Annotated in this window: 21 protein-coding genes and 2 tRNA genes; 10 read left to right on the forward strand and 13 right to left on the reverse strand. The window is 65.1% G+C overall.

What is annotated here, in order from left to right; all coding sequences use genetic code 11:
* Window positions 1–3: 3 nt before the first annotated feature.
* Window positions 4–1008, reverse strand: a complete 1005-nt coding sequence (locus ACVENA_RS05895) for an NAD(P)H-dependent flavin oxidoreductase (protein WP_287941012.1) — start codon at window positions 1006–1008, stop codon at window positions 4–6.
* A gap of 190 nt (window positions 1009–1198) precedes the next feature.
* On the opposite strand from ACVENA_RS05895, the gene ACVENA_RS05900 reads away from it, so the two are divergent.
* A complete protein-coding gene (locus tag ACVENA_RS05900; protein ID WP_287941014.1) occupies window positions 1199–1369 on the forward strand; it encodes a YezD family protein in 171 nt (56 codons plus the stop codon).
* Between the two features lie 89 nt (window positions 1370–1458).
* Window positions 1459–3882, forward strand: a complete 2424-nt coding sequence (locus tag ACVENA_RS05905) for a TonB-dependent receptor (protein WP_449328013.1) — start codon at window positions 1459–1461, stop codon at window positions 3880–3882.
* Window positions 3883–3952: 70 nt separating this feature from the next.
* Here the strand turns inward: ACVENA_RS05905 and ACVENA_RS05910 are convergent, their stop codons facing one another.
* Window positions 3953–4108, reverse strand: coding sequence for a hypothetical protein (locus tag ACVENA_RS05910; RefSeq protein ID WP_449328014.1), 156 nt, complete (start codon window positions 4106–4108; stop codon window positions 3953–3955).
* A 360-nt stretch (window positions 4109–4468) separates the two neighbouring features.
* On the opposite strand from ACVENA_RS05910, the gene katG reads away from it, so the two are divergent.
* On the forward strand, window positions 4469–6646 hold the full coding sequence (katG, locus tag ACVENA_RS05915; protein WP_449328015.1) for a catalase/peroxidase HPI: 2178 nt from the start codon (window positions 4469–4471) through the stop codon (window positions 6644–6646).
* Between the two features lie 664 nt (window positions 6647–7310).
* Window positions 7311–7892: an inner membrane-spanning protein YciB gene (locus tag ACVENA_RS05920; protein ID WP_449328016.1), complete on the forward strand. Its 582-nt coding sequence runs from the start codon at window positions 7311–7313 to the stop codon at window positions 7890–7892.
* Between the two features lie 2 nt (window positions 7893–7894).
* Here ACVENA_RS05920 and ACVENA_RS05925 read toward each other — a convergent pair whose 3' ends face one another.
* Complete coding sequence (locus tag ACVENA_RS05925; protein ID WP_449328017.1) at window positions 7895–9145, reverse strand: aspartate kinase; 1251 nt, start codon at window positions 9143–9145, stop codon at window positions 7895–7897.
* Between the two features lie 221 nt (window positions 9146–9366).
* Between ACVENA_RS05925 and ubiG the strand changes: the two genes are divergently transcribed.
* The gene (ubiG, locus tag ACVENA_RS05930) at window positions 9367–10092 is read left to right on the forward strand and encodes a bifunctional 2-polyprenyl-6-hydroxyphenol methylase/3-demethylubiquinol 3-O-methyltransferase UbiG (protein WP_449328018.1); all 726 of its coding nucleotides are present in this window, start codon (window positions 9367–9369) and stop codon (window positions 10090–10092) included.
* A gap of 33 nt (window positions 10093–10125) precedes the next feature.
* Here the strand turns inward: ubiG and ACVENA_RS05935 are convergent, their stop codons facing one another.
* Together ACVENA_RS05935 and ACVENA_RS05940 are read right to left on the reverse strand one after the other, a co-directional pair.
* Window positions 10126–10797 (reverse strand): glutathione S-transferase family protein, encoded by a 672-nt coding sequence (locus tag ACVENA_RS05935; protein ID WP_287941026.1) that lies wholly within the window; start codon window positions 10795–10797, stop codon window positions 10126–10128.
* 66 nt (window positions 10798–10863) lie between these two features.
* Window positions 10864–11292, reverse strand: coding sequence for a hypothetical protein (locus tag ACVENA_RS05940; RefSeq protein WP_449328019.1), 429 nt, complete (start codon window positions 11290–11292; stop codon window positions 10864–10866).
* A 227-nt stretch (window positions 11293–11519) separates the two neighbouring features.
* Here ACVENA_RS05940 and ACVENA_RS05945 point away from each other — a divergent pair, with 227 nt between their 5' ends.
* Together ACVENA_RS05945 and ACVENA_RS05950 are read left to right on the forward strand one after the other, a co-directional pair.
* Entirely contained in the window at window positions 11520–12497 is a 978-nt protein-coding gene (locus ACVENA_RS05945; protein ID WP_449328020.1) for a polysaccharide deacetylase family protein, read from the forward strand.
* Window positions 12494–13702, forward strand: a complete 1209-nt coding sequence (locus tag ACVENA_RS05950) for a carboxylate--amine ligase (protein ID WP_449328021.1) — start codon at window positions 12494–12496, stop codon at window positions 13700–13702. Before ACVENA_RS05945 ends, ACVENA_RS05950 begins: the two co-directional genes overlap by 4 nt.
* Here the strand turns inward: ACVENA_RS05950 and ACVENA_RS05955 are convergent.
* The 7 genes from ACVENA_RS05955 to ACVENA_RS05985 form a co-directional block, all read right to left on the reverse strand.
* Window positions 13671–14243 (reverse strand): arsenate reductase/protein-tyrosine-phosphatase family protein, encoded by a 573-nt coding sequence (locus tag ACVENA_RS05955; RefSeq protein WP_449328022.1) that lies wholly within the window; start codon window positions 14241–14243, stop codon window positions 13671–13673. The genes ACVENA_RS05950 and ACVENA_RS05955 overlap by 32 nt on opposite strands.
* Window positions 14244–14364: 121 nt before the next feature.
* Window positions 14365–18897 (reverse strand): glutamate synthase large subunit, encoded by a 4533-nt coding sequence (gene gltB, locus ACVENA_RS05960; RefSeq protein WP_449328023.1) that lies wholly within the window; start codon window positions 18895–18897, stop codon window positions 14365–14367.
* Window positions 18898–18962: 65 nt separating this feature from the next.
* A complete protein-coding gene (locus ACVENA_RS05965) occupies window positions 18963–20129 on the reverse strand; it encodes a DUF2059 domain-containing protein (protein WP_287941033.1) in 1167 nt (388 codons plus the stop codon).
* 26 nt (window positions 20130–20155) lie between these two features.
* The gene (locus ACVENA_RS05970; protein WP_449328024.1) at window positions 20156–20779 is read right to left on the reverse strand and encodes a DUF2059 domain-containing protein; all 624 of its coding nucleotides are present in this window, start codon (window positions 20777–20779) and stop codon (window positions 20156–20158) included.
* Window positions 20776–22218 (reverse strand): NAD(P)-dependent oxidoreductase, encoded by a 1443-nt coding sequence (locus ACVENA_RS05975; RefSeq protein ID WP_449328025.1) that lies wholly within the window; start codon window positions 22216–22218, stop codon window positions 20776–20778. Before ACVENA_RS05975 ends, ACVENA_RS05970 begins: the two co-directional genes overlap by 4 nt.
* Before the next feature lie 159 nt (window positions 22219–22377).
* Window positions 22378–23178, reverse strand: coding sequence for an undecaprenyl-diphosphate phosphatase (locus ACVENA_RS05980; protein WP_449328026.1), 801 nt, complete (start codon window positions 23176–23178; stop codon window positions 22378–22380).
* Window positions 23179–23303: 125 nt separating this feature from the next.
* A complete protein-coding gene (locus ACVENA_RS05985) occupies window positions 23304–24236 on the reverse strand; it encodes a complex I NDUFA9 subunit family protein (protein WP_449328027.1) in 933 nt (310 codons plus the stop codon).
* Between the two features lie 200 nt (window positions 24237–24436).
* Here ACVENA_RS05985 and ACVENA_RS05990 point away from each other — a divergent pair.
* The 3 genes from ACVENA_RS05990 (at window position 24437) to ACVENA_RS06000 (ending at window position 26349) form a co-directional block, all read left to right on the forward strand.
* A tRNA-Leu gene (locus ACVENA_RS05990) sits at window positions 24437–24523 on the forward strand.
* A gap of 222 nt (window positions 24524–24745) precedes the next feature.
* Window positions 24746–25963, forward strand: coding sequence for a tyrosine-type recombinase/integrase (locus ACVENA_RS05995; RefSeq protein WP_449328028.1), 1218 nt, complete (start codon window positions 24746–24748; stop codon window positions 25961–25963).
* A gap of 20 nt (window positions 25964–25983) precedes the next feature.
* Entirely contained in the window at window positions 25984–26349 is a 366-nt protein-coding gene (locus ACVENA_RS06000; RefSeq protein WP_449328029.1) for an MbcA/ParS/Xre antitoxin family protein, read from the forward strand.
* A gap of 80 nt (window positions 26350–26429) precedes the next feature.
* Here ACVENA_RS06000 and ACVENA_RS06005 read toward each other — a convergent pair.
* Window positions 26430–26505 (reverse strand) — tRNA-Thr (locus ACVENA_RS06005).
* Between the last annotated feature and the right edge of the window lie 138 nt (window positions 26506–26643).

A 26643-nucleotide genomic window follows, 5' to 3' on the forward strand; every position in this document is an offset into this window, starting at 1 on the left:
GCCTCAACCCCGTGCGTGCAATGCGGCATCGGCCTGTTGCACCAAAGCCGCGATGATATCGGCAACGCTCTCCTCCGACGTTACCATACCCACCGATTGCCCTGCCATTAACGAACCGCCCTCGACGTCGCCGTCGATGACCGCGCGGCGCAGGGCGCCCGCCCAATAATGCTCGATCTGAAGCTGCGCTTCCAGCATGTCGACCTCGCCCGTGTCGAGCAGGTTCGCGACCTCGCGCTGTTTGGCGGTAAAGGCCTCGGTGCCGTTGTTCTTGAGCGCGCGCACCGGGATCACCGGCAGGCGCGGGTCGATCTGCACGCTCGCGACCGCATCGCGCGCCGAGGCGCGGATGAACGCCTTCTTGAAAGCGGGGTGGGCGATGCTTTCGGTCGCGCAGACGAAGCGGGTGCCGAGTTGGACCCCCGAAGCGCCCATCTCCAGATAGCCGGCGATCGCCTCGCCGCGACCGATGCCCCCGGCGACGAAGATCGGCACCTCGTCTGCGAGCGTCGGTAGAATTTCCTGCGCCAGCACGCTCGTCGATACGGGGCCGATGTGGCCGCCGGCCTCCATGCCCTCGATGACCAGCGCATCGACGCCCGACCGGACGAGCTTCTTCGCCAGCGCCAGCGTCGGCGCGAAGCAGATGACCTTCGCGCCCGATGCCTTGATTGCCTCGAGGCTCCCCTTGGGCGGCAGGCCGCCCGCGAGCACGACATGGCCGACGCCATGCTTCGCGCAGACGTCGATCAGCTCGAACAATTGCGGGTGCATGGTGATCAGGTTGACGCCGAAATTGCGGGTCGCGAGCGTCTTGGTCGCTGCGATCTCGGCATCGAGAAGTTCGGGTGTCATCGCACCGCAGGCGATGACGCCGAAGCCGCCCGCGTTGCTGATCGCGCTCACCAGATGGCGCTCCGAGACCCAGCTCATTGCCCCGCACAAAATGGCGTAATCGCTGCCGAGAAGCCCGGTTCCGCGCGCCATAAGATCGTTAAGATTGCTCATCGAAAGCGCCTTTGCCAGCAGTCGCGCGCGGGCGCAATGGATTGCGATAATCGCGCTTTCGTCCCGCCGTGCGCGGGACTCGGTTCGGCGCGACAACCGGGCCTTTCGGCGCAGAAAGCAAATCAATCATTGTCAACTAAATCACTTGGCATATGCTTGGGGAGCGAATCCATAGGGAAAGGAAATTTGCATGAGCTCCTTCAAGGAGACCGCCAAAGGCGGGTCCGAGCAAGTGCCCCGCGCCGTCCAGACGGTGCTCGACGCACTCGAAAAGCTGAAGTTCGGCGCCATCCAGCTGACCGTCCACGAGGGGCGGCTGGTGCAGGTCGACGTCACCGAACGCCACCGCTACCCGAACTGATCTCGTTCCCCCGAAAGGGGGGCGTTCCATATTTCATGCCGCAGACCGGACCGCCGGATGTGGCAATTTTCTTGCAACAGGAAATTGTCATGACCGCAAAATATCCGTCTGCCCGCCGGCGCCTGCCGGCCGCTTCCGTCTCGCTCACCCTGCTTCTCGCGCTCGCCGCAACCCCGGCATTTGCCGCTGAAACCGCCGCCGATGCCGAGGACGTCGACACCGCCGCCGCGCAGGTCGAGGGCGGTAGCTATGGCGGCGACATTCTTGTCACCGCGCGCCGCCGCCAGGAAACCGCGCAGGATGTGCCGATCGCGATCTCGGTCGTCGCGGGCGAACAGATCGACAATACGGGCAGCTTCAACGTCGGCCGCCTGACCCAGCTTACCCCGACGCTGCAATTCTATTCGTCGAACCCGCGCAACACCGCGGTCAACATCCGCGGCATCGGCGCGCCGTTCGGGCTCACCAACGACGGGATCGAGCAGGGGGTCGGCATCTATGTCGACGACGTCTATTATTCGCGCGTCGCCTCCTCGACCTTCGACTTCCTCGACGTCGCGCAGATCGAGGTGCTGCGTGGGCCGCAGGGAACGCTCTATGGCAAGAACACCACCGCGGGCGCGATCAACATCACGACCAACCAGCCGACCTTCGATTTCGAGGGCAAGGCCGAGGTCAGCATCGGCAATCTGAACTTCAAGCAGGCGAAGGCCGCGATCTCCGGCCCGCTCACCGACCATCTCGCGGCGCGCATCGCCATTTCGTCGACCAGCCGTCGCGGCACCATCTATAACGTCACCACCGACCGCTGGGTCCAGAGCCAGGACAATATCGGCATTCGCGGCCAATTGCTGTGGCAGCCGAACGACGATCTCTCGATCACGCTTTCGGGCGACTGGAACAAGCAGGATGCGGTGTGCTGCGCTTCGGTGTTCGTGCGCACTGGCGAGACGCAACGCCCGCTCAATCGCCAATATGCCGCGCTCGCCGCGGCGCAGGGTTATGTCGTGCCGAGCACCAACCCCTATGACCGGCTGACCGACCTCGACGCCAATCTCAACGCGGGGAACGAGATCGGCGGCGTCGCGCTGCGCGTCAAATGGGACGTCGGCCCCGGCACGCTGACCTCGGTCACCGCGTGGCGCTATTGGGACTGGCAGCCCGAGAACGACCGCGACTTCACCGGCCTGCCGATCGTCACCAAGTCGCAGAACCCGTCGCAGCAGAACCAGTATACGCAGGAATTGCGCTATAATTACACTGGCGACCGCTTCGACTTCGTGCTCGGCGGCTTCTATTATTACCAGCGCATCGACACGCAGGGGACCGAGCAGCATGGCCCGGCGTCGAGCCGCTGGACGCTCAATCCGACGAGCGCGCTGGCGAACGACCCGTCGGTGCTCGACGGTCTGACCGCGATCAACACCCAGTTCCTCAAGAACACCAGCGCCGCGCTGTTCGGGCAGGCGAGCTGGAAGATCAGCGACCAGTTCACGATTCAGCCCGGCGTCCGGCTGAACTATGACAAGAAGGAAGGCTTTTATCGGCGGCGTGTTTTTGCAGGCGACGGAACGCCGGTCGTCTTTGGGCCGACCGACGCGGTCACGCTCGCGCGGCTCGGTGTTTTCGCGCCGCAGGAATATGCGCCCGCGTTCAGCGACTGGAACTTCAGCTACGACCTGTCCGCGACCTACAAGGCGACGCGCGATCTGCTTTTCTATGCGACCTATGCCAAGACCTTCAAATCGGGCGGCATCAACCAGAATGGCGTGCCGAACGATGCGGACAACAATCCGCTGCTCGGCGCCGCGACAGTGAAGCCGGAGTCGGTCAATCATTACGAGGCGGGGATCAAGGCCGAGTTCTGGGACCGCCGCGCCACCTTCAACCTCACCGCCTTCCGCAGCGATATCCGGAATTTCCAGGCCAATGTGAACAATGGCCAGTTCGGCGTGCTGCGCGGCTATCTTGCCAATGCGGGGAAGGTGCGGACGCAGGGCTTCGAGGGCGATTTCTCGATCCGTCCGAGCGAGCGCTTCCGGGCCTATGTCAACGGCGCCTATACCGATGCCAAATATGTGAAATTCGTCGATGCGCCGTGCGCGCCTGAGCAGTCGGGCGGGACGAACAGCCCACCGAACTGCGACATTTCGGGCCAGCGGCTGCCGGGGGTGTCCAAATGGGCCTTTTCGTTCGGGGCCGAGGTGAATGCGGAGTCGAAGCTCTTCGACCAGGATGGGCAATTCTATTTCGGTTACGACGGCAGCTACCGGTCGGACTGGTCGTCGAACCCGACGCCGTCGGCCTATACCTGGGTCAAGGGCTATTCGCTGTCGAACTTCCGCGCCGGGTTCCGGACCGAGAATGGCCTCGACCTCTTCGCCTGGGTCCGGAACGCGTTCGATCAGGACTATATCGACCAGCTCAGCGTCGGACCGGGCAATACCGGGCTAATCGTCGGCCTGCCGGGCGATCCCCGCACCTGGGGCGGGACGGTCAAGGTCAGTTTCTGAGCGGGCTGTCCCACCGCAAAGGAAAAGGGCCGCTCCCGCGAGGGGGCGGCCCTTTTTCATGCAGGCTGGATCAGCGCTGCTGCGGATTCCTGTTCCGATCCTGATCGGAACGTTGGCCGCCCTGCTGGCGATCCTGACCACCCTGCTGTTGCTGCTGGCGACGATGTTCCTCGTCGCGGTCCGCCTGCGGGTTCTTCTGGTTCTGCTGGTTGGGGGTGTTAGCCACTTTCCATACTCCTGCTGTCCCGCCATGCCATCATGTCGCGACCCTTCAGCAACCCGCCGCGGCGGCCGATGTTGCGGGACTTCGCCGGGCCGTGGCCGGAGCGGGACGGACCCCTCCCATAGAAGCAACCGGCCCGCGTCTGATCGGTTCGTTCGATGACTATGTCCGGCTTATTCGGTTAGGTCGATGGAGAGGTGCGGCGTAACCTGACCCGGCAAGAACGAAAGGATGACGCCATCGACTCGACGTCCGTACGCGCCGACCGTTTCCGGCAAGCCCGATGAAGCGGGTGCCCGCGTCACGCTCGCGTCATTCCGCCGCATCATGACCGCATAATATCCATAAGAGAGGAGAGACTGCATGAACGCCCCCCAGACAGGCTGCCCCTTTGGCGGCAAGGACCGTTTCCGTTCGCTGCTCGGCCGCACGAACAAGGATTGGTGGCCCGATGCGCTGCCGCTCGACATCCTGACCCAGAACGGTGCCTCGCCCGATCCGATGGGCGAGGATTTCGACTATGCCAAGGCCTTCCGGTCGCTCGACTATCAGGCGCTGAAGGCCGACATCACCGCGCTGATGACCGACAGCAAGCCGTGGTGGCCCGCCGACTATGGGCATTACGGCCCCTTCTTCATCCGCATGGCGTGGCACGCCGCGGGCACCTATCGCACCGCCGACGGCCGCGGCGGCGCCAACAGCGGGCAGCAGCGCTTCGCTCCGCTCAACAGCTGGCCCGACAACGGCAACCTCGACAAGGCACGGCGCCTGCTGTGGCCGATCAAGCAGAAATATGGCGCGAAGATTTCGTGGGCCGATCTGTTCATCCTGACCGGCAATGTCGCGATCGAGTCGATGGGCGGCCCGGTGTTCGGTTTCGGTGGCGGCCGCAAGGACGTCTATGAGGCCGAACGTGACATCTATTGGGGCGCCGAGGAACAATGGGTCAACGAAGGCGTCCAGACGCGCATCGACCCCGACAAGGAACTTGACCTCGAAAACCCGCTCGCGGCGATCCAGATGGGCCTGATCTATGTCAATCCCGAAGGACCGGGCGGCAATCCCGACCCGCTGCAATCGGCGCGCGACATCAAGATCACCTTCGAGCGCATGGCGATGAGCCATGAGGAGACGGTGGCGCTCACCGCCGGCGGCCACACCTTCGGCAAGGCGCACGGCGCGGGCGATGCGAGCCTGGTCGGTGCGGCGCCCGAAGCCGCCGACATCTCGCTGATGGGGCTCGGCTGGACGAGCAGCTTCGAGACCGGGGTGGGCGCGCACGCGATCACCAGCGGCATCGAGGGCGCGTGGGTGAACACGCCCACCGAATGGTCGGAGAATTATTTCCGCCTGCTCCTCGACTATGATTACGAGCTGGTGAAGAGCCCCGCCGGCGCACAGCAGTGGCAGCCGATCAACCAGAAAGAGGAAGACATGGCCCCCGACGCCCATAATCCGGGCAAAAAGGTGCCGACGATGATGACCACCGCCGACATGGCGCTGAAGATGGACCCAGAACTGCGCAAGATTTCGGAGAAGTTCCGCAGCGACCATGAAGCGTTCAAGGACGCCTTTGCGCGCGCCTGGTTCAAGCTCTGCCATCGCGACATGGGACCGAAGGTTCGTTATCTCGGCCCCGAGGTGCCGGCCGAGGATCTGATCTGGCAGGACCCGGTTCCGGCGGGGAGCAAGCCGTCGGACGGCGATGTCGCGGCGTTCAAGAGTGCGATCCTTGCTTCGGGGCTGACCGTCGGCGAACTCGTCAAGGCGGCCTGGGCGTCGGCTTCGACCTTCCGCAAGACCGACTTTCGCGGCGGCGCCAACGGCGCGCGCGTCGCGCTGGCGCCGCAGAAGGACTGGGCGGTCAACGACCCGGCCGAACTCGCCAAGGTGCTCGGCAAGATCGATGAACTGCGCGGCAGCCTGTCGCTCGCCGACGCGATCGTCCTTGCGGGCAGCGCGGCGGTCGAGAAGGCGGCGAAGGACGCGGGCTTCGACGTCGCGGTGCCCTTCACCGGCGGCCGCGGCGACGCGGCGCAGGACTGGACCGACGTCGAGAGCTTTGAGGTGATGGAGCCGAGGGCCGACGCCTTCCGCAACTATCTCGCCACCAAGCACAGCGTGAAGACCGAGGAACTGATGCTCGATCGCGCGTCGCTGCTCGGCCTGTCGGTTCCCGAACTGACGGTGCTGGTCGGGGGCCTGCGTGTCCTCGGCGCGAACCAGGGCGGCAGCCGGAACGGCGTGTTCACGAACCGCGTCGGGCAGCTCACCACCGACTTCTTCGTCAATCTGCTCGACATGGATACGACCTGGGAAGTCGTCGATGCGAGCGGCGACGAGGAGTTCATCGGCTATGATCGCGGCGGGCGCACCGAACGCTGGCGCGCGACGCGCACCGACCTGATCTTCGGCTCCAACTCGCAGCTTCGCGCCATCGCCGAAGTCTATGCCGAGAAGGGGCATGAGGAGAAGTTCGTGCGCGACTTCGTCAAGGCCTGGGTCAAGGTGATGAACGCCGACCGGTTCGACCTCGGCTGATCTGCGGACCTGCCGGTCCCGCATCATGCCGCGGGACCGGCTGCGGCCGCCAGGACGACGGGTCGTGGGCCCGCCTCCGGGGACATGGGCCGGGGGCGGGCCTTTTCTTTTGGGCTTAAAGCGACAAAGGATACGGACGTGCGCGTCCATATTGTCTCCTTTGTCGCTTTAAGAGCGGTGTGGGAAGGGAGGCGAACAGGCTTTGCGAATTGCAGCGAAGCCGATGGTCGGGCGCGTGTTCCATTCGCCAGATTGGAGCATGGCGGGAGAATGTAGGAAAGGATTATCGGAGAGTGTCACCTTTGGGGTGGGGAGCGGCCCCTGCCCACCTTCGTCATTCCCGCGAAAGCGGGAACCCAGTGTGGGGTTAGCCGACGCACGCTCTGGGTCCCCGCTTTCGCGGGGATGACAAAGTTAGGAGATGCCGGGCGGCTGCAATCGGTCGTTTCCGGACGTTCGTCATTCCGGATTTGATCCGGAATCCATTCTCTCGACGCTCGGGAATGGGCCCCGGATCGCTTTCGCGGGATGACCAAGGCGAAAATGCCGGAATCCTTATCTTTCTGCCCGCCCAATGTTGACACCGTAAATTTTACCTTGACCCACGCCGCCCGCACGGGCAATGTTTACGACGGTAACATTGAGTCGCGGAAGGTGAGATACCATGCGCAACCTGCTCTACGCCGTCGGGCCGATGATCTTCGATTCGCTGGGCGTGATCGTCTTTGCCGTCCTGCTCGGCGTCGGGATGGGGATCGTGCCTGCGACGATCGCGGGGATGGTGGTCGCGGTGGCGGTGGTCGGCCATGAACTCGTGCGCGGGCGGCCGGTGGCGGCGCTCCAGTGGATCAGCCTCGCGATGGTGATCTTCTCGGCCGCCGCGACGATGCTGACCGGCGATCCGCGCTTCGTGATGGCGAAGCCCTCGGTCGTCTATCTGATCGTCGGCGCCGCGATGCTGCGCCGCGGCTGGCTCAACCGCTATATTCCGCCCGAGCAGGTCGAACTGGTCGGCGATGTCATGGACCGCTTCGGCTATGTATGGGCGGCGATGATGTTTTTCACCGCCGTCGCCAATCTGGTGATCGCGATTGGCTTCACCGCCTGGTGGCCGCTGTTCGTCGGCGTGTTTCCGCTCGCGTCGAAAGCCGCGCTGTTCGCGGTGCATTTCAGCGTCGTGCAATGGATCGGGCAGGCCCGGCTGCGCCGCCGCGCGGGCGGGTTGCAGCCGGTCGCCGCCGAATAGGATCAGTCGGCGGCGTCGAGGCCGTATGCCGTGTGCAGCACGCGCACCGCGAGTTCGGTTTCATCCTCGTCGATCAGCACGCTGACCTTGATCTCGCTGGTCGAGATCGCCTGGATGTTGATGCCGCGGTCGGCCAGCGCGCGGAACATCGTGCTCGCGACGCCCGCGTGGCTCTTCATGCCGACGCCGACGACGCTGACCTTGGCGACCTTGTCGTCGGACAGGATGCGGTTGAAGCCGATCTTCTCCTTCGACCCTTCGAGCAGGTCGATCGAGCGGATGAGGTCGGTCGCGGGAACGGTGAAGGTCACGTCGGTCTCGCCCTTGTCGCGGCCGACGTTCTGGATGATCATGTCGACATTGATCCCGGCCGCGGCGAGCGGGCCGAAGATGTTGGCGACGCCGCCCGGCTTGTCGGGGACGCGGGTGACGATGATCTTCGCCTCATTCTTGTCGTGGGCGATGCCGGTGATCAGCTGCCGTTCCATTTGAAGTTCCTCTATTTCCTCGTCGCTGACGATCATCGTGCCCTGCTTCGGCGCCTCGTCGCCCTCGACGAAGCTGGAGAGCACCTGGACGCGCACGCCCTCCTTCATCGCGAGGCCGACCGAGCGGGTCTGGAGCACTTTGGCGCCGACGCTCGCGAGTTCGAGCATTTCCTCATAGGTGACATAGTCGAGCTTCTGCGCGCGGGCGACGATGCGCGGGTCGGTCGTGTAGACGCCGTCGACGTCGGTATAGATGTCGCAGCGGTCGGCCTTCACCGCCGCGGCGACCGCGACCGCGCTGGTGTCCGACCCGCCGCGGCCGAGCGTCGCGATGCGGCCGTCGTCCATCATGCCCTGGAAGCCGGGGATCACCGCGACCTCGCCCTTGCCCATCGCGGCGAGCAGCGCGCCGGTGTCGATCCCTGCGATGCGCGCGCGCGCGTGCGCCTCCTCGGTTCGTATGGGGAGTTGCCAGCCGAGCCAGCTTCGCGCCGGGACGCCCATCGCCTGAAGCGTCAGCGCGAGCAGGCCCGAGGTGATCTGTTCGCCCGCTGCGACGACGACGTCATATTCGGCGGGGTCGTAGCGCGGGTTCGCCTCGCGGCAGAAACCCACGAGCCGGTCGGTTTCGCCCGCCATCGCCGAGACGACGACGGCAACCTCGTTGCCTTGTCCCACTTCGCGCGCGACGAGTTTCGCGACGGTGCGAATCCGCTCGGTGCCCGCCATCGACGTGCCCCCGAATTTCATCACGATCCGCGCCATCTCGCCCCGCCTTCTCGAAAACTGGTTTCCGCCGCAACCACTTGGATTTCTGCGGCGTCCGGCTGTTAGGGAAGGGGGAGGGCGATGGCAAGGCTGACCCATTATCCTGTCGGGATATTTTTTCTTGTCCGGCGACAATCGAACGGCAGTTTTTCGTCAAATTATATGCCTGAGGGGCAAATTTCTTGCGCGGGATAGGGCGAGGTGCCACATCCCACCGCATGAGTGCCGCGACGATCAATCCGAATGAAGCCGCCCATTTCGGCGCGCTCGCCGCCGACTGGTGGGATCCGCACGGCTCGTCGGCGATGCTGCATCGGCTGAACCCGGTGCGGCTTGCCTATATTCGCGAACAGATCGACATGCATTGGCAGGTCGATGCGCGCGAGCGCCACCCGCTCGCCGGGCGCTGCGCGCTCGACGTCGGTTGCGGTGCCGGGCTGCTCGCCGAGCCGCTGGCGCGGATGGGCGCGGTGGTGACCGGTGTCGATGCGGCGCCCGAGAATATCGTCGCAGCGCGGGAGCATGCGGCGGGGCAGGGGCTTGCGATTACTTATCATGCGGGCGAATTGGCGGCGCTGCCCGCGGCGACCTTTGACCTTGTCACCTCGATGGAGGTCGTCGAGCACGTGACCGATCCCGCCGCCTTCGTCGCCGAACTCGCGGCGCGGCTGACGCCGGGCGGGCTGATGATCCTGTCGACTCCGAACCGCACCCTTTGGTCGAAGCTGCTGCTCGTCGAGGCGGCCGAGCGCGTCGGCGCGGTGCCGCGGGGGACGCACGACTGGGATCAGTTCCTGAAGCCCGAGGAATTGGCTGGATTGCTGGAAGGCGCCGGGCTGGAGGTGGTCGACCGCACCGGCCTGTCGCCGTCGCCTGCACGCGGGTTCAAGCTCGGCGGCAGCGAGGCGCTCAACTATCTGATCGCGGCCCGGCACAAGGGCTGAGCCCATCAACCTCGCGCTCGCAATGACGATGGGTTAAAAGTCCACATCCTCATAATATTTCGGCGGCGTGATGATCTCCATCCGCTCGGCAAGCAGCGGGCGGAAGCTGGGCCGCGACTTGAGGCCCGAATACCAGCCCTTGGTCTGTTCATGCCCGGTCCAGTCGATGCCGCCGAGATAATCGGCGACCGAGATGTGCGCGGCGGCGGCCAGATCGGCGAGGCTCATCGTCGCGCCGGCGAGCCAGGTGCGGTGGTCGATCAGATAGTCGATATAGTCGAGATGCTGGTTCGCGGCCTTCATCGCCTCGCGCAGCGCGCCGCCGTCGGGCGGCTGGCGGTGGACGATGCGTTTCTGCATCCGCTCGAACAGCAAAGGCCCGGTGACCTCATAATAGAAGTCCTGGTCGAACCAGGCGACAAGGCGGCGGATCTCGGCACGGCTGGCGGCGGTGCCGTTGATCATCGCCTTGCCCTCGACCGTCTCCTCGAAATATTCGGCGATCGCATTGCTGTCGATCAGCACCTGTCCGCGGCCCTGGTCGACCATGACCGGGGTGCGCCCCGCCGGGTTCAGGTCGACGAATTCGTCGCGGCGCTCCCACGGCGATTCGCGCACCAATTCATAGCCGACGCCTTTCTCGCCCAGCAAAAGCCGGATCTTGCGCGAAAAGGGACAGAGCGGGAATTGATAGAGTTGCCACATGGGTCCGGCATAGCGGCAGGGGGGCGCCGGGCGCAACGGCTATGCGAACGGCGGAGGGGAAGAAGCTCAGCGCCGCGCAGCGGCGCGTTCGCGTTCCCATTGTGCGGCAAGATCGCGGGCCATATCCTTGAGGACAGGCGCATAAGCCGCGAGCGCCGAGGCGGCGTGGCCGGTCATGCGGGTGCCGGCGCGGACGTCATCGCCCATGCGCTCGGCATAATGGGGATCGCGCCCGGCGATGTCGCCGACCGTGGCGTCGGGCGGGATATAGGCGGCGTCGGATTCGGGATCGACGCGCGCGACGGCTTCGGCGAGCGGGCCGACCTTCATCTGCATCAGAGCGCCGACCAGCGCGGTGACGGTATCGGCCATGTGGTCCTGCATCGCGGGATCATTGAGGGTCGCGACGGCGCGTCCGGCCGCAGGGTCGGTAGCGGCGGCGGGCAGCGGTGCGAGAAGTGCCAGCAGAGGAAGGGCAGCGATGGTCAGGCGCACGGCTTCATCCTTTCGGGATGGGGAAAGCGAAGGGTGCCTATAAAGAGAAGACGCTTTCGCTGCGCTGAACGCCTGGGTGCGCTGCGACGACAGGAGGCGGAGGTACGACAAATGTCTGACTTGCCACGGAATCACCGCCCTTGACCGCCGCCCGCGTTACCGATTTATGAGCTATTCGCTGCTAGGACGGGGGGCAGCTTTCCCATCTGCGACCGGAATGAGATGATATGAGCGTTGCCGCGCTGATCACGATAGACACCGAATTGTCCGCGGGGCGGCAGGCGAACGGCCTGCCGGTCGAGGAGAATCTGCGTCAATCGGTGCTGGGCGAGACGGCGGCGGGTGCGTTCGGCGTCGGCTGGCAGATGGACAGATTCGACCGCCACGGGGTGCGCGGGGTCTTCTTCGTCGATCCGATGCCGGGCCTCGTCCACGGCCCCGAGATCGTCGCGCGGATGATCGAGCCGATCCTGGCGCGCGGGCACGAGGTGCAGCTTCACATCCATACCGAATGGCTGGAATGGGCGAAGGATTCGCCGGTCGAGGGACGGCGCGGACGCAATATCGGCGATTTCTCGCTGTCCGACCAGATCGCGCTGCTCGGCTGGGCGCGCGACGCGCTGGTGCAGGCAGGGGCGCCCGCTCCGATCGCCTTTCGCGCCGGGAATTTCGGCGCCGACGATCGCACGCTCGCCGCGCTCGAGGCGCTGGGGCTGCGCTGGGATAGCAGCTTCAATCCCGACTATGCCGGGCGCGGATGCGCGATCAGCCTGCCAGTGGCGGCGTCCGACCCGGTGGCGGTCGGATCGCTGATCGAAATACCCGTTTCGGGCATCGAGGATCGACCGGGTCATTTCCGTCCCGCGCAGGTCTGCGCGCTGTCGTCGCGCGAAATGAGTGCCGCGCTCGACCATGCCTGCGAGTCCGGCGCGCCGTTGTTCATGATCGTGACCCATAGTTTCGAGATGCTTTCGCGCGACCGGCAGCGGCCCAATCGCATGGTGATGCGCCGCCTTGAATCACTCTGCCGTCATATCGCGCGCGAATCGCGGATTGAGTCGCGCGGCTTCGCGACGCTTGCGGCGCCGCAGGCCGGCCGGGCGTCCGCGCCGCGACTGGGGCCGAGCATGATGCGGACCGGGCTCCGCATGGCCGAGCAGATGATCGGCACGTGGCGCTACGAGCGCCGGCTCCGCCCGGCATGACCCGCGATCGGGGGCTGCCCCCGGCCATCGTCCTCGGCGTCGACAGCAGCATCGGACTGACGGTGGTGCGCGAACTGGGGGCGCACGGCGTGCCGGTGATCGCGGCCGGGCGCTCGCGCTGGTCGATCGGGGGCCATTCGCGTTATGCCCGCCAGCATATCCTGCGCCCCCGGGGCGTTCCGCTGGCCGACTGGCTACCCGAGGTCGTCGCGGCGAGCGGGGCAGGGGCGGTGATCCCGATCAGCGAAGCCGACCTGCTCGAACTCGCCGACATGCCGCCTGCGATCGGCGGGTGCCGGATCGCCAGCCCCCGGCACGAACAACTCGACCTCGTGCTCGACAAGCTCAACACGCTGGCGCGGGCGCGCGAGACGGGAATCGAGGTTCCCGACACCTGGCAACCGCTGGCAGGTCAGGATTTCGAGGCGAAGGCGGCGGATATTGCCTATCCGGTTATCCTGAAATGGAGCGATCCGCCCGCGATGTGGGAGCGGCTGGAAGCGGCGGGCATCGACTTCGAGAAGGCCGAGCGCGCCGATGGCGCCGAAGCGCTGGTCGCGATCCTGCGACGCTACGATCCGCTCGGCGTCTATCCGCTCGTCCAGAGCTGGTGTCAGGGCTATGGCTTCGGCCAGATGCTGATGATGGAAGGCGGCCGGGCAACGCTGCGCTTTCAGCACGAAAGGCTGCGCGAATATCCCGCGAGCGGGGGTATATCGACCCTGTGTCGGTCGGTGCCGCTGTCCGACCATCGCGCGCAGATGGAAAAATCGGAAGCCTTGCTGCGTGCGATCGGGTGGGAAGGGCCCGCGATGGTCGAATATCGCCACGACGCGGCGAGCGGCCGCTATTGGCTGATGGAGGTCAACGGGCGATTGTGGGGCAGCCTGCCGCTTGCCAGCCAGAGCGGGGCGCATTTCGCCTTTGCACTCTATCGCCGCCTCGTGGACGGTGTCGCGGGCCAATTGGCATCGGGGTATCGCGACCATCGTGCCCGCTATGTGCTGCCCGATACCAAGCGATTGGTCGATCAACTGCGGGCCAAAGACCTTTCGGCAGGCGAAAAATTGCGTGAAATGGCCACCTATGCGGCCGATTTCTTTCGGTTCGATACCGGCTATTATGTGGCCAAATTCTCCGATCCGGTGCCGACGCTGGCTGATCTGGCCGGGATCATCGCGCGGCTTTTGGGAAGCGGAAGCTGAGCTCAGGGATCGCACTGGCGATCCGCTGAAGGCAGGCGCGCGTATAGGGATCGTTCAGCCGGTAAGGGTCGTGAAGGTGCGGCATGACCGGGCGGGTGTAGAGGCCGAGCAGCGTGCGCGGCAGATGCGCGAGCCGTTCGTCGGCGGCGATCCGGCGAAGCTGGCGCGCTTCCATCGCGAGCAGCAGATCGCCGGGCTGCGGCTGATAGGCCTCGCGCTCCGTGGCGCGATGTCGACTAAGATCGATCCCCATCGCCCCCGCGATCGCGACGATCGGCGGGTGCGCCGGCGCGCCATGCGAAGCCGAAAGACCGAAGGAAGCGGTGGCGAGTCCCGCCTCGGCCGCTGCAACGTCGGCGAAAGCGCTGCGGCAGATATTGCCGTGGCAGACGAAAACGAGCCGCCGCACCGCCTCCGCATCCGGCTCCTCGACCGAGGCTAACCCCAGCGTCGTTTCGCCATAGGACAGGATCAGCCGTACAAGGCCGCGCGTGGTGCCAAAACGGGCGTTGATCCGGTGCGAGAGGCCGGGGGACATCATTGCATAGCCTTTTCAGCCCAGCCATTCTTTCCAGGCGCTCATCGCGCATAGGAGGAAGGTGTCAGCACTCCGTTAATGCCGCATCCCGATAGCGACGATGGCCGATGGTGAAAGGCGTTGCCTATTCCGCGGCAACGACCTCCATCGTCTCTTCGGTCAGCGGATGGGCGAGGCGGCTCAGCATTTCCTTCGGGCATATCTGCCAGAAACGATCGCGCCAACGGTCCCAATCGGCAAGGATTTCGGCCGACCATTTGCTGCCCGTGGCGTGCGCATGTTCCTCGACGAGGGCTTTTAACACGGCTTCCCAATGGCTGCTCGCAAGTCGCTGCCAGACGATCGATTCGCCGTTCGCGCGGCGCTCGAAGCCGGCGTCGGTGTCGAGCACGAAAGCCATGCCGCCGGTCATCCCCGCGCCGAAGTTCGACCCCACGGGGCCGAGGATCACGGCGGTGCCGCCGGTCATATATTCGCAGCCGTTGGCGCCGCAGCCTTCGACCACGACCTTCGCGCCCGAGTTGCGGACCGCGAAACGCTCGCCTGCCTGACCCGCCGCGAGCAGGGTGCCGGCGGTCGCTCCATAGAGGACGGTGTTGCCGACGATGCTATTGTGCTGGCTGACGAGCGGGCTCGACACGGTCGGGCGCACGATGATGCGGCCGCCCGACAGGCCCTTTCCGACATAGTCGTTGGCGTCGCCGAATACTTCCAAGGTGATGCCGCTGCACAGGAAAGCGCCGAGCGACTGGCCCGCGGTGCCGCGCAGGCGCACCTGGACATGGTCGTCGGCGAGCCCGTTCATCCCGAAGCGCGCGGTGACCTCGGCCGATAGGCGGGTGCCGACGGCGCGGTGGGTGTTGCGGACGTTGTAGGTGAGTTGCATCCGCTCGCCGCGCTCGAACAGCGGCTTCGCGTCGTTCAATATCTGCGCGTCGAGGCTGTCGGGCACCGGGTTGCGGAAGTTCGGCCCCTGCGAGCGGCGCTGATCGTCGGGCGCGTCGACCTTGGCGAGGATCGGGTTGAGGTCGAGGTCATCGAGATGCTCGGCGCCGCGGCTGACCTGGCGCAGCAATTCGGTGCGGCCGATCACCTCGTCGAGACTGCGGCAGCCGAGCTTGGCGAGGATTTCGCGCACTTCCTCGGCGATGAAGGTCATCAGGTTGATGACTTTCTCGGGGCTGCCGGCGAACTTCGCGCGCAGCTTTTCGTCCTGCGTGCAGATGCCGACCGGGCAGGTGTTGCTGTGGCACTGGCGCACCATGATGCAGCCCATGGCGACAAGGCTGAGCGTGCCGATGCCATATTCCTCGGCGCCCAATATGGCGGCGATCACGATGTCGCGGCCGGTCTTGAGCCCGCCGTCGGTGCGCAGGCGGATGCGGTGGCGGAGGCCGTTGAGGGTCAGCACCTGATTGACCTCGGACAGGCCCATTTCCCATGGGGTGCCGGCATATTTGATGCTGGTCTGGGGCGAAGCGCCGGTGCCGCCGGTGTTGCCCGAGACGAGGATGACGTCGGCGTGCGCCTTGGCGACGCCCGCCGCGACGGTGCCGATGCCCGCCGAGCTCACGAGCTTGACGCAGACGCGCGCTTTCGGGTTGATCTGCTTGAGGTCGTAGATGAGCTGGGCCAGATCCTCGATCGAATAGATGTCGTGATGCGGCGGGGGTGAGATCAGCATCACGCCCGGCGTCGAGTGACGCAGGCGCGCGATGAACTCGGTGACTTTAAATCCGGGTAACTGGCCGCCTTCGCCGGGTTTGGCGCCCTGTGCGACCTTGATTTCGATCTCGTCGCACGCGCCGAGATATTCGGCGGTGACGCCGAAGCGGCCCGATGCGATCTGCTTGATGTTGCTGTTGGCGTTATCGCCGTTGGCATAGGGCTGGTAGCGCTCGCTCGCCTCGCCGCCTTCGCCCGACACCGCCTTGGCGCCGATGCGGTTCATCGCGATCGCCAGCGTCTCATGCGCTTCCGGGGACAGCGCGCCCAGCGACATGCCGGGGGTGACGAAGCGCTTGCGGATCTCGGTGATCGCCTCGACGCTGTCGAGCGCAACGCCCTGCGCAGGATAGTTGAATTCCATCAGGTCGCGCAGATAGACCGGCGGCAGGTCGGCGATACCGCGCGCGAACTGGAGGTAGGTCGAGTAGCTGTCGGTCGCGACCGCGGTCTGGAGAAGGTGCATGAGCTGCGCCGAATAGGCGTGCGCCTCGCCGCCCGCGCGGTGGCGGTAGAAGCCGCCGACGGGCAGGGTGGTGACCTGATTGTCGAACGCGGCCTCATGCTTCTCGGTCGCATTGATGAACAGCGACTGATAGCCCTCGCCCGAAATCTTCGCGGGCATGCCGGGGAAGAGGTCGTTGACGAGCGCGCGGCTGAGGCCGACCGCTTCGAAATTATAGCCGCCGCGATAGGAGGAGACCACCGCGATCCCCATCTTCGCCATGATCTTGAGCAGGCCGTCGTCGATCGCCTTGCGATAGCGGAGGTGGCAGTCGCCCAGCGACAGGTCACCGCCGAACAGGCCGCGCGCGTGGCGGTCGGCGATCGCGGCTTCGGCGAGATAGGCGTGGACGGTCGTCGCGCCGACGCCGATCAGCACGGCGAAGGCATGGGTATCGAGCACCTCGGCCGAACGGACGTTGATCGAGGCGTAGCTGCGCAGGCCCTTGCGGACGAGATGGGTGTGGACCGCGGCGGCGGCGAGCACCATCGCGACCCCGACGCGGTCTTCGCCGATCTTCTGGTCGGACAGGAACAATTCGCTGCGCCCGGCGCGCACCGCATCCTCTGCCTCGCGGCGGATGCGCGCGATCGCCTCGCGGAGCGCCGATGCGTCGCTGCCGGCGGCGAACGTGCAGTCGATATCGGCGACGGCATCGCCGAAATAGGCGCGCAGCCGGTCCCAGTCGTCGCCGACGAGGACGGGTGAATCGATCACGAGGACGTGCGCGCTCTGCCCCTTTTCGTCGAGGATATTGCCGAGGTTGGAGAAGCGCGTGTTAAGGCTCATCACATGCCGCTCGCGCAGACTGTCGATCGGCGGATTGGTGACCTGGCTGAAATTCTGGCGAAAGAATTGCGCGACGTGGCGCGGCTTGTCGGAGATAACCGCGAGCGGCGTGTCGTCGCCCATCGATCCGATCGCTTCCTTCGCATCCTCGACCATCGGCGAGAGAATGAGCTCCATATCCTCCATGGTCAGGCCCGCCGCGACCTGGCGGCGCAGCAATTCGGCGCGGTCCCACGGCTCGAGCGTCGCCTTGCCGCCCTTGGGCAGGTCGGCCATGGTGCGGAAGCCCTTGACGCGTGCGGCATAGTCGGCGTCGCCGGCGATCTTGTCCTTGATCGCGCGGTCTTCGTAGAGCGTGCCCTCGTCGAGGTCGACCGCGATCATCTGGCCGGGGCCGAGGCGGCCTTTCTTGCGGATGCTCGCCTCGGGCAGCAGCACCATGCCGCTTTCGGAGCCGACGACGAGCAGATTGTCGGCGGTCAGCGTGTAGCGCAGCGGGCGGAGCGCGTTGCGATCCATCCCCGCGACCGCCCAGCGGCCGTCGGTCATCGCGAGCGCGGCGGGGCCGTCCCATGCCTCCATCACGCTGGCGAGATACGAATACATCGCCTTATGTGCGTCGGGGATGTCGTCGTCGTGGCCCCAGGCTTCGGGGACGAGGATCAGCTTGGCGGTCGGCGCGTCGCGGCCGGCGCGGCACAGGGTCTCGAACGCCGCGTCAAGCGCCGCAGTGTCCGATGCCCCCGCGGGGATCACCGGCTTGATATCCTCCGAATGCTCGCCGAAGGCGAGGCTCGCCATCTTGATCTCGTGGCTTTTCATCCAGTTCTTGTTGCCGCGGATCGTGTTGATCTCGCCATTGTGGGCGAGGCAGCGGAAGGGCTGGGCGAGCCACCATTGCGGGAAGGTGTTGGTCGAATAGCGCTGGTGGAAGATCGCGACCCGGCTCTCGAACAGCTTGTTCGTGAGGTCGGGATAGAAATCGGCCAGACTCTCCGCGAGGAACAGTCCCTTGTAGATGATCGAGCGCGCCGACAGGCTGCAGACGTAGAAATCGTGGATCTGCGCCGCGATCACCTTTTTCTCGATGCGGCGGCGGACGAGATAGAGCTGCTTTTCGAATTCGGCGACCGACTGCTCGTCGGGCAGCGGCCCGGCGATCATGATCTGCTCGATCTCGGGCCGCGTCTGCTGCGCCTTGTCGCCGATCACCGACACGTCGACGGGCACCTGGCGCCAGCCGTAGATGGTGAAGCCCGCGTCGATGATCTCGGCCTCGACGATCGTGCGGCATTCCTCCTGCGCGCCGAGGTCGGTGCGCGGGAGGAAGACCATGCCGACGGCGAGGCGGTTCGGGCGCACCTTGTGCCCCGATGCCGCGATCGCATCGTCGAAGAAGCGGACCGGCAGGTCGACATGGATTCCCGCCCCGTCGCCGGTCTTGCCGTCGGCGTCGACCGCGCCGCGGTGCCAGACGGCACGCAGCGCCTCGATCGCCGCCTCGACGACGCGGCGCGACGGCTTGCCGTCGGTCGCCGCGACGAGCCCGACGCCGCAGGCATCGGATTCGAGGTCGGGGCGATACATGCCGCTTTCGGCAAGCCGCGCGTGATCTGGGGTGGGATAATGGGTCATCATATTCGTCCTGACGGGTCAGCTTCCCGGTTCCTCATCCCGGCGAAGGCCGGGATGAGAATGGGGTCTTAGGTCGACGGCTTCTTCTTGCGAGCGTTGGCGACGGCCTGTTCCTCGGCATCATAGGCGGCCGACGAGGCGTTGCTCGCCGCTTCCTCGAGCTGCTCGACGCGCTGGCGGTCAGCCTCCGACCAATTGTCGCGGTTGTAGGCGGGGTCGTCGACCGTCGCTTCGGCGGCATCGGCCGCGGCCTGTGCCGCATCCGCTGCTGCATCGGCATCGGCCGCCGCGGCGTCGGCCGCTGCATCAACCGCTTCGGTGGCTTCAGTCGTTTCCTCGACCGGGGAGTCCCACTGGTCGCGATGTTCCTTCAGCTCCTTGACGCTGACCTTCATCAGCTTGGCGAGCTTCGCGAGTTCGGCGTCGCTGAGGTCGGCGAGTTGCTTTTCCTTGGGCAGATCCTTGAACTTGGCCTCGATCTCCGAGCCGCGATCCATGAACTTGCCCACCAGCGGCGGCACCGCCTTGATCATCGCGAGCATCAGTTCGGGATCGGCCTGGAGCGCCATCCATTCCGAGCTATAGGCCTTGCCGGTCGGGGTCGCGAAAAAGGCGTTCATCTCGCCGAGCTGCTGGGCGGTGAACTTGCGGGCATAGGCGTGTGCCAGCCCGTTCCGCATCGGCCCTTCGAGATCGGTCAGCGCCTCGCTGATCAGGGGTTTGACGATGTTGGTGATCTGATCCTCGCGCTGCTGGCGATAGGGATCGAAGATGCCAGCCGCCGCCAGTTTGGTCTTATCGTCGAGTGCGGCGATCTTCTCGCTCTCAACGCCGGTCTTGATCGACAGCATCAGGTCGGACGTGCCGCCAAATTCGTCCATCAACCCCTTGAAAAGCTTGCCATAGAGATTGTCGAGCATCTTCTCCAGGCTGCCCGGCGGAACCAGCGCGGTCGTCGTCTGCTGCGCGAGTGCGAGCTGTGCGGGCGCGATCGGCGGCAGTTTGTCGGTGCCGAATATCTTTTCGATCATCGCGACAGCCTGATCGATTTCCTTCTGCATCTTCGCCTTGGCGTCGGCCATCATGGCCTCATCGCTCATGCCGTGGCCTTCATCGCTTTCGACGGCGGGGGCGACGATTTCGGCATCGGGGGCCTCCTCGGGCGCGGCGAAAGCCTGCATGGGGGTAAACGCCATCGCGCCGGCAAGCAGGATCGATTTGAACATTGTCGTCATTCGCTTTTTTCCTTCCTGCTCGCTGTTCATGATTTCGACTCTGCAAGCGGCTTGCCCAGAACGCCTTCCAATTCCTGTTGAAGAGCCTTCATCTCTTCCGGCAACCGCGCGAAACCCTTTGCCATCAGATCGCGCTGCCACGTGGCAATGTCGGGATCAGACAGGATTCCGTAGGATTCCTTGACATATGCCTGGCCCGTCGGAGTGCTGAAGAAGCTATGCATTTCCGCGAGCTGGGGCACCGTGAAGCGCCGCGCATAGGCCCGGGACATCGCCGTCAGCATTCCCGGCATTCCGGCTTTCAATTGCTCTGCCGTCTGCTGGCGTTGCCGATCGATAAAGCGGTTGAAGACAGTTTCGACTTTTGGGTTCTGCATGGCCGCGGCGAACGAAGGCTGGTCCTTGAGGCTGGCGGTCATGGTCGTCATGATGGCTTTCATCATCTGTTCCACCATCGCGTCGCGCTGCGCGGCGGGCAGGATGAGGTCCATCAATTGCGTGGCGGCAGCCAGCCGATCGGCGGCCGGCTCCGCTGCCGGCGCGGCGCCTTGATCCTGAGCGTGCGCCGATACGGGCGACATGACAAGCGCGGCGCCGAACAAGATACTCTTCCATCTGGACATAAGCATGATCCTTTCCCTGTTGGTCATGCTGCCTTCTTTTCGCTTTTCGCTTTCGCTTTCAACCACTTTGCCATCTGGTCGCTGACATCGCGGCCGTCGCGGATGCCCCAGACGACCAGGCTGGCGCCGCGCACGATGTCACCGGCCGCGAAGACGCCCGGCAGGCTGGTCATCATCGTCTGATGATCGACGCGCAGCGTGCCCCAGCGCGTGACGGACAGGTCGGGCGAGCCGAACAGGTGCGGCAGTTCCTCGGGATCGAAGCCGAGCGCCTTGATCACCATGTCAGCGGGCAGGTCGAAGCTGCGGCCCGGATCGGGCTCGGGGCTGCGGCGGCCGCTCGCGTCGGGGGCGCCGAGGCGCATCCCCTGCGCCGCGACCTGTTTCACATGCTTGTCGGCGGTGAAGCTTTCGGGGGCGGAGAGCCAGACGAACTCGACGCCTTCCTCTTCGGCATTGGCGACCTCGCGCTGCGAGCCCGGCATATTCTCGCGGTCGCGGCGATAGAGGCATTTGACCGACTTCGCGCCCTGACGCACCGCGGTGCGGACGCAGTCCATCGCGGTGTCGCCGCCGCCGATCACCACGACATGCTTGTCCTTTGCGTTCAGGCAGCCGTCGTCGAAAGCCGGAACCTCGTCGCCGAAGCTCTTGCGGTTCGAGGCGATCAGATAGTCGAGCGCGCCGATCACGCCTTCGGCGCCGCTTCCCGGCACGTTGATCTCGCGCGCCTTGTAGACGCCGGTCGCGATCAGGATCGCGTCGTGCTTCGCGCGGAGCTGATCGAGCGTCGCATCCTCGCCGACCGCGAAGCCCAGGTGAAAGCGGATGCCGCTTTCCTCCAGCCGCTCGATGCGGCGCATGACCACTTCCTTCTCCAGCTTGAAGCCCGGGATGCCATAGGTGAGTAGCCCGCCGGCGCGGTCGTGCCGGTCGTAGACATGCACCTCATGCCCCTGGACGCGCAGATATTCGGCTGCGGTCAGCCCGGCGGGGCCCGCGCCGACAATGCCGACCGACTGGCCGGTCGGCTTGCCCGCCCGGATCGGTTCGACCCAGCCTTCGGCCCAGGCGGTGTCGGTGATATATTTCTCGACGCTGCCGATCGTTACCGCGCCATGCCCCGAAAATTCGATCACGCAATTGCCTTCGCAGAGGCGATCCTGCGGACAGATGCGGCCGCAGATCTCGGGCATCGTCGAGGTCGCGTTGCTGAGCTCATAGGCCTCGCGCAGCCGCCCTTCGGCGGTCAGGCGCAGCCAGTCGGGAATATGATTGTGGAGCGGGCAATGCACCGAGCAATAGGGCACGCCGCATTGCGAGCAGCGCGACGCTTGCGCATCGGCGTCAGGCGCCGCGTAGCGCTCGGCGATCTCGCGGAAATCGCGCGCGCGCTCCTCGGGCGAGCGCTTGTCCGGATAGGATTGGTCACGCCCCACAAATTGGAGCATGCGTTCGGAAGCCATGCAGTATCCCCTTCGTTGCCAAGGGCGATGGCATGGCGTGAAATCGCCTGTCACGACTAAAATTGCAATCAGGACAGTATTACTGACCTTAATTTAGGCAAAATAGACCTCATGGCGGCGGCGCGTAATAATCTTTCGCATATTGGTATCGTTTCGGACCTATCTGGCGGCGAGCCACGCCAGCGCCGCCACTCCGACAATGATTCGATACCAGGCGAAAGGGCCGAAGCCATAGCGGGTGACCACCGCCAGGAAGGCCTTGATCACCGCCCAGGCGACGACGAACGAGACCAGTGCGCCGACCGCGATCAGTCCGATGTCGCTCTGCGTGATCGCGTCGTGGTGCTTGGCGAGCTGGAGCACCGTCGCGCCGGTCAGCGTCGGCAGCGCGAGGAAGAAGCTGAATTCGGCGGCGGTCTTGCGGTCGACGCCCAGCGCCATCGCGCCCATGATCGTCGCCCCGGAGCGGCTGACGCCGGGGACCATCGCGAGGCACTGGACAAGGCCGACGATGACCGACTGGCGCACTGACAGCGCCGCGACTCCGCCGCTTTCCCGCGGCTTCGCGAAGCGCTCGACGAGCAATATGCCGATGCCGCCAATGATCAGCGCCCAGGCGACGACGGTCGCATTCTCCAGCAGCGCCTCGATCTGGTCGCCGAAGGCGAGTCCGAGCACGACCGCGGGGATGAAGGCGAGCAGCAGGTTGCGGACGAAGGCGATGGCTTGCGGGTCGCGCCGGAAGAAACCGACCGCCATGTCCCAAAAGAGGTGGCGATAGAGGACGACGATCGCCAGGATCGCGCCCGGCTGGATCGCGATGTTGAACACCGCCCATTTCGACGCGTCATAGCCGAGCAGTTCGGTCGCGAGGATCAGGTGGCCCGTCGACGAGACGGGGAGAAATTCGGTCAGCCCCTCGACGATGCCGAGGATGATCGCGGTCAGCCAGATGCTCATGGGGTTCCCATATCAAGGTTGCGACGATGCGAAAGGGCGCCCGACATTCGCCGGACGCCCCTGTCCGTCGCCTGACTACGGGGGACAGGGCGATTTTGCCAGCGGCGATTTGATGCGGGCGGCCGTCAGGCGGTCTGGGCAAAGCGCCCGTGTCGGCGATACTGGACCAGCCAGCCGCCGGCGACCGCGTCGAGCGAGGTCGGAACGATGCCGAACTGGCCAAGCCCGGCGGCGTCCTCCGCCACGACATTGTCCCGCTGGAGCATCAGCCACTGATCCTTGGTGATCGGCGCGCCCGGCGCCCAGCCGAAAGCCGTCGCGATCGCGCCTGACACCGCGTCAGGAAGCTCGACGAACAACCGCTTGCGTCCGGTGGCTGTCGCGACCCACTGTTGAAGCGCCGCCATCGTCAGCACCTCAGGCCCGCCGAGCTCGAAAATCTTGCCCGCAGCGGTATTGCCGAGCGCCGCGACGACCGCGTCTGCGACGTCGCCGACATAAGCGGGCTGGAGCCTCGTGTTCGGCGCCATCACCGGAACGACCGGCGCCAGACGGATCAGCGCCGCGAAGCGGTTGATGAAATGGTCCTCGCGTCCGAAGAGGATCGACGGGCGCAGGATCGCGGCGGCGGGGAAGGCGGCGCGCACCGCGGCCTCGCCCGCGCCCTTGCTGCGCGCATAGGCCGACGCGCCTTCGGGGTCGGCGCCGATCGCCGAGACGTGAACGAGCGCGCGGATGCCCGCGGCTTTCGCCGCGGCGGCGACATGCCCGGCGCCGTCGGCCTGCACCACCTTCATGTCGTCGAAGCTGCCCGCGAGGTTGATCACCGCGTCGCTGCCCTGAACGGCGCGCGTTACGCTGGCGGCATCGCGGACGTCGGCGGCGACGAACTGCGTCTGGCCGAGCCCGCCGAGCGGCTTGAGGAACAGCGCCTTGCGCGGCTCGCGCTCGGCGACGCGCACGCGCGCGCCGCGCGCGAGCAGCCGCTGCACGACATAGCGGCCGAGGAAGCCGCTGCCGCCGAAAACGGTGATCAACTGTCCGTCGAGCTTCTGCATGATGTCCGCCTGTATCCGATTCTCTAAAGCCGCCGGGGCGGCATCCAGGCGCTCCCCATGCCGCGAAGCGGCGCGGCGGGCAAGGGGCAGGGCACCGCCGCGCGCGCGAAACCGTCGATTGCCGATAAAATATGCCTCGATATGCGCAGCGCGGTTGACAAGCCGAGCACGGCGCCGCTAAGCGCCCGCTCCTACCCCGTGCCCAGATGGCGGAATTGGTAGACGCACCAGCTTCAGGTGCTGGCGATCGCAAGGTCGTGGAGGTTCGAGTCCTCTTCTGGGCACCATTTACCCTTCTCAGGGCAATCGACAAAATCCCGGAAATCTGTTAGTTTTCCGTGGGTTTTGTTCCGAATTGTCCGAGGGTGTCTCACACAATCTCACCCCGAAACGGGCCATCAAAAAAGCCATAATGGCCCGTCTTTTTTGGAGTGAGTTTTGCTCGATGGCCCGTTCGCCTCGAGCGCTGTGACTGGTGCCGGTCCTAACCCTTTTAAAGGAGTTGAGCCGTGCCTCTTAGCGATGTTCAAATCAGGTCCCTCAAGCCGCGGGATCGCGTCTACAAAGTCTCCGACGCCCACAGCCTCTACATTGAGGTGCATCCGACCGGTGCGCGCCTGTGGCGGTTCAAATACACCATGCATGGAAAGCAGAAGCGCATTGCGCTTGGCGCCTATCCGAATGTCGGCCTCGCCGAAGCCCGGCGCAAGCGCGACGAGGCCAAGCTGAAAATCCATGAGGGAACCGATCCGCTCGCGGAACGGAAGCGTCACAAGCTCGTCGGCAAGTTCAAGGCCTCGAATTGTTTCGGCGATCTCGCCGAGGAATATATCGAGATGGTCACCAAGGAAGGCCGGAGCGAAGCGACGATCGAGAAGACGAAGTGGCTTCTCGAAAAGCTTAGGCCGATCGCCGGCACGCCCATCGCGGACCTGCAAGCCGTCGATCTCTTCGCGGTGCTCAAGAAGATCGAGGCGCAGGGGCACTTCGAGACGGCGCGCCGCTGCCGTTCCTTTGCGAGCCGCGTGTTTCGCTATGCTGCGGCCTCGGGCCGAGCAGACTCCGATCCGACCACGCTTCTGCGCGGCGCTCTGATTGCGCCTCGGCCAAAGCACCACGCCGCCCTCGTCGAGCCGGAAGAGGTGGGTGGGTTCCTGCGCGCTCTCGACGGCTACTCGGGCTATCCGATCACCTTGCTCGCCTGCAAGATATTGCCGCATGTCATGGCGCGTCCCGGCGAGCTGCGACTTGCGCGCTGGGCCGAGTTCGATTTCGAGAAGGCCGTCTGGACGGTCCCGCCGGAGCGCATGAAGATGCGGCGACCCCATTATGTCCCGTTGTCGCAGCAGGTGATCGCACTATTGGAAGAGCTTCGACCCTATGTCGGCGGCGAGGATTATGTCTTTCCCGCGTTCCACACGTGGAAGCGACCGCTCAGCGAGAATACGATGAACGCCGCCTACCGCCGCATGGGCTATGGGCCGCGAGATTTGACGTCCCACGGATTTCGCGCGACCGCCTCGTCGCTTCTCAACCAGTGCGGCAAGTGGAACCCCGATGCGATCGAACGGTCGCTCGCGCACGCCGACAACAATCAGATCCGCCGTATCTATAACCGGACGCCCTATTGGGATGAGCGGGTACGGATGCACCAGTGGTGGAGCGACTATCTGGATGCGCTGCGCAGCGATGATGAAGCGGCGATCACTGCCTTGCTGGAGGACTGACCGTGGATCGGAAAGACGAGATGATGGAGACATCGTCTGAAGCGCAGAGCCGTGTATTGTCGGAGGCGGTGGCGCGCATTGCCGCGCTCTGGAGCATCGGTGACGACTTGCTTGGAGAGATACTCGGCATCGCGGGTAATCGCGTAGCGGACCTGCGTAACGGGACATTTCGACTTGCTCGACCGGACCCAGCCTTCCGGGCCGGTCAATATCTCGTGCGGCTGTTTCAGAAACTGGCTATACTGATTGGCGATGACCGGTCCGTCATGGCCTGGCTTCAAACGGAGAATATGGATCTGGGTGGACGGCCGATCGATCTTGTCCGGACAGAAGGCGGGTTGCGCGAGCTGCTCTCCTATGTGGAGACGAGGAGGGCATCGTCCTGATTCAGGCGGCGCCTATTGACCGCGCACTACGGCTCCCGAAGAAATTTCATCGGGCCTAAGTCATTGAATTATGGGGTCGATGGTGCCGCTTACAGGACTCGAACCTGTGACCCCATCATTACGAATGATGTGCTCTACCAACTGAGCTAAAGCGGCAACGAGGGGCGCCTCTACCAGCGTGTCGACGCGAAGACAAGCGTCGTAGCGCAGTTTCCCGGTGACGAGTGCGAGAGGGTGTTCGGCGCCGCAATTCGCGGCGATCGCGAGAGCGATCCGGCCGTTTTCGAATTGAAA

This window comes from Sphingopyxis sp. 550A, assembly GCF_053569535.1.